Below are 14095 nucleotides of genomic sequence, written 5' to 3'. Positions count from 1 at the left end.
CGATGACCGACGATGTACGGGAGAACCTGACGTACGACGGCTTCGGGCACGCCGTGCGGGAGCTGGCGCAGGCCGTGGCCGACGACGGGTACGAGCCGGACGTGGTGCTGAGCATCGCGCGCGGCGGGGTGTTCGTCGCGGGCGGTCTGGCGTACGCGCTGGACTGCAAGAACATCCACCTGGTGAACGTGGAGTTCTACACCGGCGTGGGCACCACCCTGGAGATGCCGGTCATGCTGGCGCCCGTGCCCAACGTCATCGACTTCTCGGACAAGAAGGTCCTGATCGCGGACGACGTCGCCGACACCGGCAAGACGCTGAAGCTGGTGCGCGACTTCTGCGTCGACCATGTCGCGGAGGTGCGGTCCGCGGTCATCTTCGAGAAGTCCCACTCGCTCGTGAAGTGCGAGTACGTGTGGAAGAAGACCGACCGCTGGATCAACTTCCCGTGGAGTGTCTTGCCTCCAGTACACAAGTCGGGTGAGGCTTCCAAGCCCAACAGGGAGGCGCTCTAGGGGAGTTCCAGCGTCGGTACGGCTCTCCGTGTGTACGTGGTTTGTCGGTGCCGACCGATATGCTTCTGCCGTCCACTTCCGGTCCATCCTGAGCTTCGGACCTTAGAGCCGAAGGCCCCGCTAACGCGGGGTTGGTTTCACCGGATCGGAAGTCGACATGGCAGATCTGCGAAAGCCAGATGATCAAGAAGAGCAACCGCGCGAACCAAGGCGAAGCCCGACGAAGGCCGAGATCTTGATCGCAGCACTCTCCGCGATCGCGGCACTCGCAGGCTGTGTGGAGCAGCTGGCGCGGTAAGCGCGTCAAACGCTAGGCGGTGAGCCGGACGGTGTGGCACGGGCAGCAAAGCGGGCCCGGCCGTTACTTAGTCGGCCGGACCCGCTTAACGACTCCACGCGACGAGCCCGGCCTCGGTCTTGCCCACCGAGGCTGGGCTTCTTGCTTGGAGCCAGCCTGTGTGACCTGCGCAAACTCTGTCCGTTGAATGCTGCACACTGAGAACATAGTTTGCAGGTCTATAGCCCAGACTATAGCCCGCAGGTCCTGGCTGGCCCCATCTGGTCCCCGGTGGCCCTGTGGACCGACGATGCGTAACTCTCCGTCCTTCCCTTACCCACCACTCACCTCGGCTCCCATCCCGTCCGCCTTCGACCCACACACCGTGGAGCGGTCGTGGTTCAGGGCGTCAAGGTGGAGCGCGCCACTGTACGAACGACCTTGACGCCCTGGGCCGCGACTGCTCGGCTCTGCCTGGGTCGAAGGTGGTCGGGATGGGAGCCCCACGACGCTCGCCACGCTCCGGCCGGCACTCGCGAACGGCGCCCCTGCCATCCCGGAGTCTGAGCGCCCCCGCCGGAGGCATCGTTGTGACCGTTACGTGTGATCGGACTTGTCCAGCCTCCAAGATTCCGCCCACCACGGTCCGCATGATCCAACGAAGCCCGAACCGTCGCGCACCTGCTTTTGGAGTTCAAAGCGTCTTTTGGGTCGTGGCGGCACCATGCGTGCGGGCCTGTGTGCGGTGCCGTCTCTCTGTGGGCGAGCCTTGATGGTGTGGGCTGGGGAGGGGTATCGGGACCGGCCCGGTGCGTAGGTCCCTCGGTGGGATCGGGGAGTGGGGCGTGATCACCTCGGGGCGTTGTGAGTGGCGCGGGGCCGGGGCCGGGGCGGCGCGGGCCGAAGGCAGGAGCGGAGCCCCGAGCCCCGCGCCCGCGCCGGCCCCCGTGGGGGCCGGTGGGGTGTGATCGACGCAGCAACGGCCGAGAGTCGAAGGGGCCGGGGCGACCGGAAGCCGAAGGCGTGATGCCCTGACCAGAGGCCCTGACGTTGTGGGCCGGCGGCCGCGAGAGATGGAGGCCGAAGCTCTGAGGGCTTGCGAAGCGTGGGAGAGCTGAGGGTGCCATGGGAGAGCTGTCGAGTGCTGTTCATCCCGGTGCGCGACGGTTCGGGCTTCGTTGGATCATGCGGACCGTGGTGCAGGAAGCCCCCTCCCCGCCCGGAGGGGCGGGGCTTGATGAGGTAGAGAAACCTGTAACCGGCTCCGTGGAACACGGAGGATCACGGGTACCGTCCCAGGCATGAAGCTCTCCCCCGGCGGGGCTCGCGAACTCTTCGCTAGATCTCCGGTCGCCCGGCTGGCAACGACAAGCGGCGGTGGCGTGCCACACATCGTGCCCGTGACCTTTGCGGTCCAAGAGGACATGATCTATTTCGCCGTTGATCACAAACCCAAGGACACCTGGAACTTGCGGCGGCTGCGCAACATTCATGAGAACGATCAAGTGGCTGTCCTTGTCGACCACTACGCCGATGACTGGTCGCGCCTCTGGTGGGCTAGAGCGGACGGTCATGCAGAGGTCTGGTCGGATGGTGTGCGACGGAAAGACCCGGTTGAGCTGCTACGGCGGAAGTATCACCAGTACCGCGAGAACGCCCCGGAAGGTCCAGTTGTAGCGATTGAGGTTGGGCGTTGGTCTGGGTGGAAGTTCACTGGGTGACGCCTGTCGGCGGCTAGCCCTATGCTTGCTTGCATAGACAAGTCGAGGTGAACTTCATGACGGGCGATACTCGTCCTCTCTATCAGCGAATCGCAGATGATCTACGCGCTTCGATCTTGGCGGGCGAGCTGGAGCCCGGCACCAAGCTCCCGTCCGAGAACGTACTCAAGGACCGATACGGCACTACCCGTGTGACCGTTGGAAAAGGGCTCGCGCTCCTTAAGGCCGAGGGTCTTGTGATCAGTTCACAGGGCAAGGGGGCACTGGTCCGACCGCGTCCCAATGTTCAGATGCTCACCACGGGAGCCAACTACCGCGAGCGCCGCAATACAGGCGTCAGCAACTTCAACGCCGAGGCCGTAGCGCAGGGATTGAAGCCGGAACAGCGAATCTTGAGCGTTGAGAGGGTGCCGGCGCCTCCGGAGGTGGCGAGTCGCCTCGGCCTTCCGGGGGACACTCCCGTGATCGCACGGCGGCGCGCCTTCTACGTCAACGATCAGCCGATGCAGCTCGTTGACGGCTACTACTCAGCGGAGCTGTTCGGCGGAACGGCGGTCGAGGATGTTCGCCGGATTCGCGGTGGAGTCAGTGCGCTGATCGAAGACCCTGACGGTCCAGTCGGGGAGCGGATCACCCAGTTCGTGGAGGACCTGGACATCAGGATGCCCACACCAGCAGAGGCCAGTGATCTTGCAATCCCTCCGGGGGTTCCATTGGCCAGGGTCCTGCGGACTGCCCACACGTCAAGCGGCGTGGCGGTCGAGGTGCTGGATTCTCGGGTGCCCTGTGATCGGCACGTCTTTCGGTATGTAATCGACATTCCCTGACGAACCGTCACGCCTGGGGTCAACCTGATGGTTGGCCCCGATTTTTTGCGGGAAGCGACTTGTATATGCAAGTCGCGGTCCGTACGGTGGTTTCAGCTTGCATAGACAAGTTGAAGTGGCCGTAAGAGAGGCGCGACGCCCTACCGCCAAGCAAGTCGTCGCGCCTCCTGGTTCCCACGAAGGGAAGCCCCATCATGCCCGCAACGCTCGCCATCCCGCACGCCGTGCCTGCCCTTGCCTCTGCTCCGCCTGTGTCGTCGGCCCCGGTTCGCCTGGTACGGGGTGGCCGTTTCTGCCCGGTGTGCGCCGAACGCCACTGCCCCGAGCCTGCCGACTGTGCGGCCGAGTTCGCGTCCGGGGCCTGGGCCGAGTGCGCCGACTGCGGCGGCTCCGGTTACGACACGACCGGCTTCGACATCTGGTGCCCGGTCTGCGCCGGTAGCCGCGTGGTGGAGGTCTGAACGTGACCACGTTCCCCGTCGAGCCCTCGGCCGTGGCCGGTGCTGCTGCGGTCGTGGGCACGGACCCGCTGACCCTGGCCGACCTCTTACGCGTCGCCAACGCCCCCGGCTTCGACCGCTGGCAGGAGCAGGTCCGCCGGACCGGTGGCTGCTCGGACCCGATCCACCTGGAAGGGATGACCACCACCCGCGACGCCAAATCGGGGCAGGTGCTCTACTCCTACAGCACCCAGGGCGAACCCGGCGGACGCCTCCGCGTCGCGTGCGGGAACCGGCGGGCCTCCCGCTGCCCCTCCTGCGCCTGGACCTACGCAGGCGACACCTTCCACCTCATCCGCGCCGGACTCACCGGCGACATCAGCAAGGGCACCCCGGTCACGGTGCGCACGCACCCCAAGGTCTTCGCCACCCTCACCGCCCCGAGCTTCGGCCCGGTCCACAACCGCCCCGCTCGGGGTGTCTGCCGGTGTGGCACCGACCACCCCGAAGACTCCCCGCTCCTCGGCACGGCCCTGAACCCCGGCACGTACGACTACGCGGGCGCGGTGCTGTGGAACAACCACGCAGGCGACCTCTGGCGACGCTTCACCATCTACCTCCGCCGCGAAATCGCCACCCGCGCCGGCCTCTCACAGAAGGCCGCCTCCGAGGTATGCCGAGTCTCCTTCGGCAAGGTCGCAGAGTTCCAGAAGCGCGGCGCGGTCCACTTCCACGCCATCGTCCGCCTCGACGGCCCCGAAGGCCCCGACACCCCGCCCCCCAGCTGGGCCAGCACGGCTCTGGTCTCCGACGCAATCCAGGCGGCAGCCGCCCGCGCAACGGTCCCGCTGCCCGGCTCGGGCGGCCATCCGGCCCGGACGCTAGCGTGGGGCACGCAGGTGGACGTACGCCCCATTGGCGCGGGAAGCGCGAACGAAGACCTGTCGGAGAAAGCGGTGGCGGCGTATGTGGCGAAGTACGCCACCAAAGCCGCCGAGACCACCGGCACCGTAGACCGCCGCATCGGAGAACTCGGCGAACTGGACAGGCTCACCGACCTGCCCGACCACGCCCGGCACCTGATCGAAGCCTGCTACGCCCTGGACGACGCCTACCCCGACCGGATGCTGTGGCGCTGGGCCCACATGCTCGGCTTCCGCGGCCACTTCTCCACCAAATCCCGCGCCTACTCCACCACCCTCGGCGCCCTGCGCCAGATCCGCGCCGACTACCGCGCCCGCCAAGAACGCCGCGAACGCGGACTACCCGACCCCGACGACGCCCCGGAGGGCTCCACACTCACCCTCGCCCACTGGACCTACGCCGGACACGGCCACACCCCCGGCGAATCCTGGCTCGCCGCCACCATTCACCGCGACATCCAAACCGGACGCGAGACCGCCCGCGAGGCGCGACTGGGGGGAATGTTCGATGAGTACGACGACTAGTTCACGGGCCCGGCAGCCGGACGCGGAGCACGGCGTGATGTCAACGGACGAGTGGATGCGCCTCCATCTTCGTCGCGCCCCGGCTCGGGATGAAGAATGGGTGCGCCGGGCGCTCCTGCTCCAGGGGCGAACTGGAGCTATTAGCGCCACACCGGTTCGATAAGACTGGGGTCAAATACTCGTTTTCCCCTGCCTGCTGGACTGATCATAACGGCCGAGAGGCTGTGCAGGATAATCTCTTGTTGGCGCTCGATGGGAAGATCAAAAAATTCGTCAGGGGTGAGATTCCCGGCCCCGGCCTGGGCTTGGGCCTGCCTCTTCTCCTTGTAGAAGCGTGTCCGGGAAAGCCTCAGTTCGTCCCGCTGCCGCTCCTTCGCAGGCAACATTTGAAGGAGTGTCGAGACTGAGATTTGCTTGGCCTTCTCGGCGTCGATAAGTTGCGCAATCTCCTGTGAGACAAGCTCTAGCTCGTCTTCTTGTGGCCATCGCTGGTCGCCAGGCGCAGTGGCGGCGGATGCCCGCTCGCGCTGCTCCTCCAGGACGAGTTGCACGATGAGTCGGTCTAGCGGCTCGCCGACGCGCCCGACCTTGCCACATCCCCCATTGACCACTGAGCACTGGTACTTGTACCTAGAAGCCTTGGATTCGGGCTTCCATTTGTGGTTCGCTTGGCCTCGGATCTTCGTCTTGCAGAGAGAGCATCGAGCGATTCCGGAAAGTAGATACTTTCGGGCTCGATTTTTGTTCGGGTAGTCCAGCTTGCGTTCTGCAACCACGGCGCAGACCGCTTCCCACTCTTCGAGTGTGTTGATTGTTTCCCACTCGCCCGATACTGGCTTTCCATCCTCCCCGTACAGAATCTCGCCGTGATAGGTCCGGTAACCGACGAGCCGGGGGTTGGTGAGAATGTGTTCCACGTGATGGTGCGCCATGCGCTTGGTGCCGGCGCGCGGATTTCCCAAGCCTTCGTCCCACCACCGCTGGCGGATTGTCCCGATGCGCACGCCAGCCAGAATCTCCCGTTGAGCTTGGCGGATTGCTTGAGCTGCCTCCGGGTCGACTTGGTTGCGGGCATCCTTTCGCCACCCGTAGGGCGCTGGTCCGCCGCTATCCTTGCCCTGTTGAGCTAGCTCCAGGTGCTTACGCTTGATTCGCCGTGACGCGTCATGAGACGACTTGTTAGCGAAGGCGACCATGATGCGTGCCATGGTCCGGCCGTCTGGCGTCGCAATGTTGATGTCGTTTGTGACGGTGGCAAAGGACAGCCGAGGACGCTCGTCGAAGATCTCGATCAATCGTTCCAAATCGCGGGGCTGCCGTGCCAGGCGATCAAGGTCGTAAGCGACGATGCCGTCGATGAGGCCGGCCCCGAGGTCCCTGAGCATCAGCTCGAACTCGTCGCGGACGACGTTCCGTTTGAATGCAGACACATCGTTGTCCTCGTAGACCTTCACAGCCTGCCAGGATCTGAGATCCGCCAGACGTTCGCAGTCTTGCCGCTGGCGGGCCACGCCCAACGCATCGCCCTCGTCATCCCGAGAGATTCGGGTGTAGATCCCCACCTTGCGCGCCATGACGAGCGGGCCTCCTCCTGCATCTCAGAGTGAGGCCAGACTACAACTGTCATACAGTCAATTCACCCTGGAGCGTGGAGCCGCCCGTCGTACGGCGCAGCGGCCAGGTTCTCGACTCCTGAGCGACGCGTGACGAACGCCGAAGGGCCCCGGTCGTCCGGGGCCCTTCGGCGTGTGCGCGGCGCGGCCGTCTAGATCGTGCCCAGCTTCAGGATCGACACCAGGGCCAGCAGCTGGATCGCCGACGCGCCCAGTGCCTTCGGCCACGGCAGGTCGTGCGACTTGCTGACCATCGAGGTGAGGAGCGCCGCCGCGGCCAGCCAGGTGACCCAGCCGAGGATGACGACCAGCGCGTTCTCGCCGCCCAGGAACATCGCGAAGACCAGGCGCGGGACGTCCGTGATCGACATGATCAGCATGGACAGGCCCACCGTGGGCTGCCACGCGCCGTCGCCGCCGAGCTGGCGGGCCAGCGTGTGGGTGACCGCGCCCAGCACCAGGCCGCCGAGCACGAAGCAGACGCCGGTGAGGATCACGTAGGGGACGGCCGTGGAGACCGGGGAGTGGATCGCGTCGTCGCGGGCCTGGTCGAAGCCGAAGAGCGCCAGCAGGCCGTAGAGGAACGTCACGGTCAGGGCGGGGCCCCAGACCGCGTAGTCGCGCATCTGCCAGAACGTCGCGCCGGGGCGCGTCACGATGCCGCTCAGCAGCTGCTTCCAGGGCAGGCGCGGGCCCATGGGGGCCGCGGGAGCGTGGCCGGCGCGGTAGGCGCTGCCGTCGCTGTACGGCTCCTCGTCGACGCGGAACGCCTGCGTGTGACCCGGATTGTTCGCGTACGGGTCTCCGTGGCCGGGGCTCTGGGGATACGGGTAGGGCGTCGGGTCGGTGAAGTACTCCGGCTCGTCCGGGCCGGCGCCGGTGTAGCCGCCGCCCGGGTAGCCGCCGTTCCCGTGGTGTCCGCCGTTCCCCGGGTAGCCGCCGTTCCCCTGTCCGCCGTTCCCCTGGTGTCCCGCGTGGTAGCCCGGTGCGGCGTGGTGAGGGGCGCCCTGTCCTCCCGACGGCGGCCATGGCTGCTGCCCGTACGGCGGCGGTGCCTGATTGCCGTACGGCTGCTGCCGCGGTTGCTGTTGCCCTTGCTGCGGGGTGCGGTTGTCCCGGCCGCGTCCGATCCTGAATCCAGCCACGTCATCGAACGTACCCGGTCCGCCGGTCACGGGGGCCCGGGGCCGGGGAAGTGCCGGCCTTTGACGCGTAGATGTGACATCCCCTAAGGGGACCCCGGGGGGTTTTCCCCAGCATGTGGAGGGGCAACGCGAAAGCGGCCGGTCCTGCCCCCGAGGCAGGTCCGGCCGCTTCACCGCGCCGTGACGCCGGTCCGGCTACTTCGCCGGTTCCGGCTCCGGTTCGTCCGCCGCCTCCGGTTCGCCCGCCGGGTCGGCCGGGGTCTTCACGGAGTCGAGCAGCAGCTGGGACACGTCCACCACCTGGACGGACTCCTTCGCCTTGCCGTCGTTCTTCTTGCCGTTGACCGAGTCGGTCAGCATGACCAGGCAGAACGGGCAGGCCGTGGAGACGATGTCCGGGTTGAGGGAGAGGGCCTCGTCCACGCGCTCGTTGTTGATGCGCTTGCCGATCCGCTCCTCCATCCACATCCGGGCACCACCGGCGCCGCAGCAGAAGCCGCGCTCCTTGTGGCGGTGCATCTCCTCGTTCCGGAGGCCCGGGACCTTCGCGATGATCTCGCGCGGGGGCGTGTAGATCTTGTTGTGACGGCCCAGGTAGCAGGGGTCGTGGTACGTGATCAGGCCCTCGACCGGGGTCACCGGGATCAGCTTGCCCTCGTCGACGAGGTGCTGGAGCAGCTGGGTGTGGTGGATGACCTCGTACTCGCCGCCGAGCTGCGGGTACTCGTTCGCGATCGTGTTGAAGCAGTGCGGGCAGGTCGCGACGATCTTCTTCGCGGACTTGGCCTTCTTGGTCGAGTCGTCCTCGTCGTCCTCGCCGAACGCCATGTTCAGCATCGCGACGTTCTCCGCGCCGAGCTGCTGGAACAGCGGCTCGTTGCCCAGACGGCGGGCCGAGTCACCGGTGCACTTCTCGTCGCCGCCCATGATCGCGAACTTGACGCCCGCGATGTGGAGCAGCTCCGCGAAGGCCTTGGTGGTCTTCTTGGCGCGGTCCTCCAGGGCGCCGGCGCACCCGACCCAGTAGAGGTAGTCGACCTCGGTGAGGTCCTCGACGTCCTTGCCGACGATCGGGACCTCGAAGTCGACCTCCTTGGTCCACTCGACCCGCTGCTTCTTGGCGAGCCCCCAGGGGTTGCCCTTCTTCTCCAGGTTCTTGAGCATGGTCCCGGCCTCGGACGGGAACGCGGACTCGATCATCACCTGGTAGCGGCGCATGTCGACGATGTGGTCGACGTGCTCGATGTCGACCGGGCACTGCTCCACGCACGCACCGCAGGTGGTGCAGGACCAGAGGACGTCCGGGTCGATGACGCCGTTCTCCTCGACCGTGCCGATCAGCGGGCGCTCGGCCTCCGCGAGGGCGGCCGCGGGGACGTCCTTCAGCTGCTCGGCCGACGCCTTCTCCTCGCCCTCCATGTCCTTGCCGCCGCCGGCCAGCAGGTAGGGGGCCTTGGCGTGCGCGTGGTCGCGCAGGGACATGATCAGGAGCTTCGGGGAGAGCGGCTTGCCGGTGTTCCAGGCGGGGCACTGCGACTGGCAGCGGCCGCACTCGGTGCAGGTGGAGAAGTCGAGGATGCCCTTCCAGGAGAACTGCTCGACCTGGGAGACACCGAACACCGCGTCGTCGGCCGGGTCCTCCCAGTCGATCTCCTTGCCGCCCGTGGTCATCGGCTGCAGCGCGCCCAGCGCCACCGCGCCGTCCGCGTTCCGCTTGAACCAGATGTTCGGGAAGGCCAGGAAGCGGTGCCAGGCGACACCCATGTTGGTGTTGAGGCCGACGGTGATCGCCCAGGCCATGGTGACGCCGAGCTTGATCATCGCGGTGAGGTAGACGAGGTTCTGGAGCGTGCCGAGGCTGAGCCCCTTGAAGGCCGCGACCAGCGGGTACGAGGCGAAGTACGCGGCCTCGTAGCCGTCCACGTGGTGCAGCGCGCCCTCGAGCCCGCGCAGCGTCATGATCGCGAGGCCGATGACGAGGATGACGGCCTCGACGAAGTACGCCTGGCCCATCTTCGAACCCGCGAAACGCGACTTGCGGCCGGCCCGGGAGGGCAGGTTCAGCTGGCGGATCGCGATGAGGACGATGATGCCCACGGTGGTCGCGAGCGCGATGAACTCCGTGTACACCTCGTACGGCAGCCAGCCACCGAGGACGGGCAGGACCCAGTCCGCCTTGAACAGCTGGCCGTACGCCGTGACGATGGTCAGGCCCAGGGTCAGGAAGCCGACGGCGACGAACCAGTGGGCGATGCCGATGATGCCCCATCGGTTCATCCTGGTGTGGCCGACGAACTCCCTGGCCAGGGTGATCGTGCGCTGTTTCACGGAGTCGGTGCGGCTGCCGGCCGGGACCGGCTGGCCGAGCGTGACGAACCGGTAGATCTGCGCGACGGCTCGGGCGATGAGCGCAACGCCGACCACGGTCAGCACCAGCGACACGATGATCGCGGCGAGTTGCATTGGGGGCTCCTCGGGCCTGCGAGGTGGGATCGGTCCAGCGACTACTGGCGAGTACTGGGTCTTCCAGTGACCACCGGGACTTACGAGTATCGCTACTACTAAGCAGTAACTTAATCAGTCCGAGCCGACACTACCCACTTATTCCGCCGTCCTGTAGCCGGGCAGGCGGTGATCTGTGTCGCTCAGGCGTGCCTTGCCGGGCCACGGCAGGGTGTGGGCGGCCCGGCGCAGGGGTACGCGCACGGCCTCGGCGAGGACCGCGAGGTCCAGCCGCAGCCCCTGGTGCTCGGCGTAGTGCTGGTCCAGCAGGTCCGCCTCGTCCCACGGCATCCCCGAGCGGTGGCGCACCTGGGCCAGGCCGGTCAGTCCGGGCTTCAGCTCCTGGCGCCAGCGCCGGGCCCCAGCGGCGCCGTTCCGTGCGTCGCCGGGGGCGAGCGGTGCCGGACCGACGAGGGAGAGCTCACCGCGTACCACGTGGTGCAGACGCGAAACCACGTCCAGCCTCAGCCACCGGGTGTTCAGGGAGCGCAGGACGAAGGGGCTGCCGTGCAGGCCGGTGCGCGGGGAGTGCCGCGTCACGCGGCGGCCCCGTACGGCGAGCGCCAGGGCGGCGGCGGCCAGCAAGGGGGAGGCGAGGAGCAGCAGGGCCGAGCCGAGGGCCAGATCGAGGGTGCGTTTGGCGGTCGGGCGGGGAAGGGGCCCGGCCGGCAGGGCCCGCAGGGAGAGGCGCGCGGCCGTCGGGCGGGAGCCCCGGGGCGCCCGGGACGGGCGCCAGGGGCGCGGCCGGGGTCCTCTTCCCCATGGATTCTGCGTACGCATCGCTCGCACCTGCCTGCAATCGGCGAATCGAATGCCGCTTTTGTTCGGCTCGCGGCATTTTGTGACAGAACGATCCCACGCGGCCATGATGGGAGAGGGCTGTGCGGCGCGGGGGACGCCAGGTGTCGCCGATGGCGGATGGTGGGGGCATCTAAGTTGAGCCGGGCCGACTCAGGTCTGTTGACTCCGGAAGGGCAGTCGTGCATCCTTGAGTCAGATCCACTCAAGTAGTCAGTTGGAGGAATCGAAATGGCACGTGCGGTCGGCATCGACCTGGGCACGACTAACTCCGTCGTCAGCGTTCTCGAAGGCGGCGAGCCCACCGTCATCACCAACGCAGAGGGCGCCAGGACCACGCCGTCCGTCGTCGCCTTCGCGAAGAACGGCGAGGTGCTGGTCGGCGAGGTCGCCAAGCGCCAGGCTGTGACCAACGTCGACAGGACCATCCGCTCCGTCAAGCGCCACATGGGCACTGACTGGAAGATCGACCTGGACGGCAAGAGCTTCAACCCGCAGCAGATGAGCGCCTTCATCCTGCAGAAGCTGAAGCGCGACGCGGAGTCCTACCTGGGCGAGAAGGTCACCGACGCGGTGATCACCGTCCCGGCGTACTTCAACGACTCCGAGCGCCAGGCGACCAAGGAGGCCGGCGAGATCGCGGGCCTGAACGTCCTGCGCATCGTCAACGAGCCGACCGCCGCCGCGCTGGCGTACGGGCTCGACAAGGACGACCAGACGATCCTCGTCTTCGACCTCGGTGGCGGCACCTTCGACGTGTCCCTCCTGGAGATCGGTGACGGCGTCGTCGAGGTGAAGGCCACCAACGGTGACAACCACCTCGGTGGTGACGACTGGGACCAGCGCGTCGTCGACTACCTGGTGAAGCAGTTCGCCAACGGGCACGGCGTGGACCTGTCCAAGGACAAGATGGCTCTCCAGCGTCTCCGCGAGGCCGCGGAGAAGGCGAAGATCGAGCTGTCCTCCTCGACGGAGACCACGATCAACCTGCCGTACATCACGGCTTCCGCCGAGGGCCCGCTGCACCTGGACGAGAAGCTCACGCGCTCGCAGTTCCAGCAGCTCACCGCGGACCTCCTGGACCGCTGCAAGACCCCGTTCCACAACGTCATCAAGGACGCGGGCATCCAGCTCTCCGAGATCGACCACGTCGTTCTCGTCGGTGGCTCCACCCGCATGCCGGCCGTCGCCGAGCTCGTCAAGGAGCTGACCGGCGGCCAGGAGGCCAACAAGGGTGTGAACCCGGACGAGGTCGTCGCCATCGGCGCCTCGCTCCAGGCCGGTGTCCTCAAGGGCGAGGTCAAGGACGTCCTGCTCCTCGACGTCACCCCGCTGTCCCTCGGCATCGAGACCAAGGGCGGCATCATGACCAAGCTCATCGAGCGCAACACCACGATCCCGACCAAGCGGTCCGAGATCTTCACCACGGCCGAGGACAACCAGCCGTCCGTGCAGATCCAGGTCTACCAGGGTGAGCGCGAGATCGCGGCGTACAACAAGAAGCTCGGGATGTTCGAGCTGACCGGTCTGCCGCCGGCCCCGCGCGGTGTCCCGCAGATCGAGGTCTCCTTCGACATCGACGCCAACGGCATCATGCACGTGACGGCCAAGGACCTCGGCACCGGCAAGGAGCAGAAGATGACCGTCACCGGCGGCTCCTCGCTGCCGAAGGACGAGGTCAACCGGATGCGTGAGGAGGCCGAGAAGTACGCGGAGGAGGACCACGCCCGCCGCGAGGCCGCCGAGTCGCGCAACCAGGGCGAGCAGCTCGTCTACCAGACGGAGAAGTTCCTCAAGGACAACGAGGACAAGGTCCCGGCCGACGTGAAGACGGAGGTGGAGACCGCGGTCGGCGAGCTGAAGGAGAAGCTCAAGGGCGAGGACTCCGCCGAGATCCGCACGGCCACCGAGAAGGTCGCGGCCGTCTCCCAGAAGCTGGGCCAGGCGATGTACGCCAACGCCCAGGCCGAGGGCGGCCCGCAGGGTGACGCGCAGCCGGGTGCCGGGCAGGCCCAGGGCGACGCCCAGGACGACGTCGTGGACGCCGAGATCGTCGACGACGAGAAGGACTCCAAGGGCGGTGCGGCGTGACCGAGGAGACTCCGGGCTTCGAGGAGAAGCCCGACGTCCCCTCCGGCGCCACCTCTGACGACGCCGAGCCGAAGGACGCCACCCCCTCCGAGGAGGAGGCGGCGGCCCCGGCCGGGGACGCGAACGAGACCACGGCCCTGACCGCGCAGCTGGACCAGGCGCGCAGCGCGCTCAACGAGCGCACCGGCGACCTCCAGCGGCTTCAGGCCGAGTACCAGAACTACCGCCGCCGCGTGGAGCGGGACCGGGTCACGGTCAAGGAGATCGCCGTCGCGAACCTCCTGTCCGAGCTGCTGCCCGTCCTGGACGACGTCGGGCGGGCCCGGGAGCACGGCGAGCTCGTGGGCGGGTTCAAGTCGGTGGCCGAATCGCTGGAGACGGTCGTCGCGAAGCTGGGCCTCCAGCAGTTCGGCAAGGAGGGCGAGCCCTTCGACCCGACGGTCCACGAGGCCCTGATGCACAGCTACGCGCCGGACGTCACGGAGACGACCTGCGTGGCGATCCTGCAGCCCGGCTACCGGATCGGCGAGCGCACCATCCGCCCCGCGCGGGTCGCGGTCGCCGAGCCCCAGCCGGGGGCGGCCCCCGCGGCCGCGAAGGAAGAGAAGGCAGACGACGAGGAGAGCGGTGGCGGCGAGGAGGTCTGACATTCCGTCCGATCACCTGGCAGCACACCGCCCGGCCACCAGGGCCTCCCGTCCGGCCGGTACCAGGGCCT

At 67.3% G+C, this 14095-nt stretch carries 11 protein-coding genes; 7 read left to right on the top strand and 4 right to left on the bottom strand.

The window, feature by feature from the left end:
• Positions 1–2: 2 nt before the first annotated feature.
• The 5 genes from FKN01_RS23955 (at position 3) to repSA (ending at position 5228) form a co-directional block, all read left to right on the top strand.
• A complete protein-coding gene (locus FKN01_RS23955; RefSeq protein ID WP_143623947.1) occupies positions 3–515 on the top strand; it encodes a phosphoribosyltransferase in 513 nt (170 codons plus the stop codon).
• Positions 516–2093: 1578 nt separating this feature from the next.
• Complete coding sequence (locus FKN01_RS23945) at positions 2094–2513, top strand: TIGR03668 family PPOX class F420-dependent oxidoreductase (protein WP_143623943.1); 420 nt, start codon at positions 2094–2096, stop codon at positions 2511–2513.
• Between the two features lie 56 nt (positions 2514–2569).
• Positions 2570–3340 carry a GntR family transcriptional regulator gene (locus tag FKN01_RS23940; RefSeq protein WP_143624022.1) on the top strand — a complete coding sequence of 257 codons (771 nt, stop codon included), beginning with the start codon at positions 2570–2572 and terminating at the stop codon, positions 3338–3340.
• Positions 3341–3639: 299 nt separating this feature from the next.
• The gene (locus tag FKN01_RS32615; RefSeq protein WP_185992964.1) at positions 3640–3801 is read left to right on the top strand and encodes a hypothetical protein; all 162 of its coding nucleotides are present in this window, start codon (positions 3640–3642) and stop codon (positions 3799–3801) included.
• A gap of 2 nt (positions 3802–3803) precedes the next feature.
• On the top strand, positions 3804–5228 hold the full coding sequence (gene repSA, locus FKN01_RS23935) for a replication initiator protein RepSA (RefSeq protein WP_398933051.1): 1425 nt from the start codon (positions 3804–3806) through the stop codon (positions 5226–5228).
• 140 nt (positions 5229–5368) lie between these two features.
• On the opposite strand, the gene FKN01_RS23930 is transcribed toward repSA, so the two are convergent.
• From FKN01_RS23930 to FKN01_RS23915, 4 genes are all read right to left on the bottom strand, one after another.
• On the bottom strand, positions 5369–6802 hold the full coding sequence (locus FKN01_RS23930; protein ID WP_143623941.1) for a recombinase family protein: 1434 nt from the start codon (positions 6800–6802) through the stop codon (positions 5369–5371).
• Positions 6803–6993: 191 nt separating this feature from the next.
• Positions 6994–7986 (bottom strand): Yip1 family protein, encoded by a 993-nt coding sequence (locus tag FKN01_RS23925; RefSeq protein WP_143623940.1) that lies wholly within the window; start codon positions 7984–7986, stop codon positions 6994–6996.
• Positions 7987–8181: 195 nt separating this feature from the next.
• Positions 8182–10449 carry a (Fe-S)-binding protein gene (locus tag FKN01_RS23920; RefSeq protein WP_143623938.1) on the bottom strand — a complete coding sequence of 756 codons (2268 nt, stop codon included), beginning with the start codon at positions 10447–10449 and terminating at the stop codon, positions 8182–8184.
• A 138-nt stretch (positions 10450–10587) separates the two neighbouring features.
• Positions 10588–11268: a sugar transferase gene (locus FKN01_RS23915; protein ID WP_143623936.1), complete on the bottom strand. Its 681-nt coding sequence runs from the start codon at positions 11266–11268 to the stop codon at positions 10588–10590.
• A gap of 249 nt (positions 11269–11517) precedes the next feature.
• On the opposite strand from FKN01_RS23915, the gene dnaK reads away from it, so the two are divergent.
• Both dnaK and grpE read left to right on the top strand, forming a co-directional pair.
• Positions 11518–13377 carry a molecular chaperone DnaK gene (dnaK, locus tag FKN01_RS23910; RefSeq protein ID WP_143623934.1) on the top strand — a complete coding sequence of 620 codons (1860 nt, stop codon included), beginning with the start codon at positions 11518–11520 and terminating at the stop codon, positions 13375–13377.
• On the top strand, positions 13374–14024 hold the full coding sequence (gene grpE, locus FKN01_RS23905) for a nucleotide exchange factor GrpE (RefSeq protein WP_143623933.1): 651 nt from the start codon (positions 13374–13376) through the stop codon (positions 14022–14024). Before dnaK ends, grpE begins: the two co-directional genes overlap by 4 nt.
• The last annotated feature ends 71 nt before the right edge of the window (positions 14025–14095 follow it).

Source organism: Streptomyces sp. 130 (assembly GCF_007096885.1).
Classification (GTDB): Bacteria; Actinomycetota; Actinomycetes; order Streptomycetales; family Streptomycetaceae; genus Streptomyces.
This window is presented reverse-complemented; position numbering and strand designations above follow the sequence as displayed.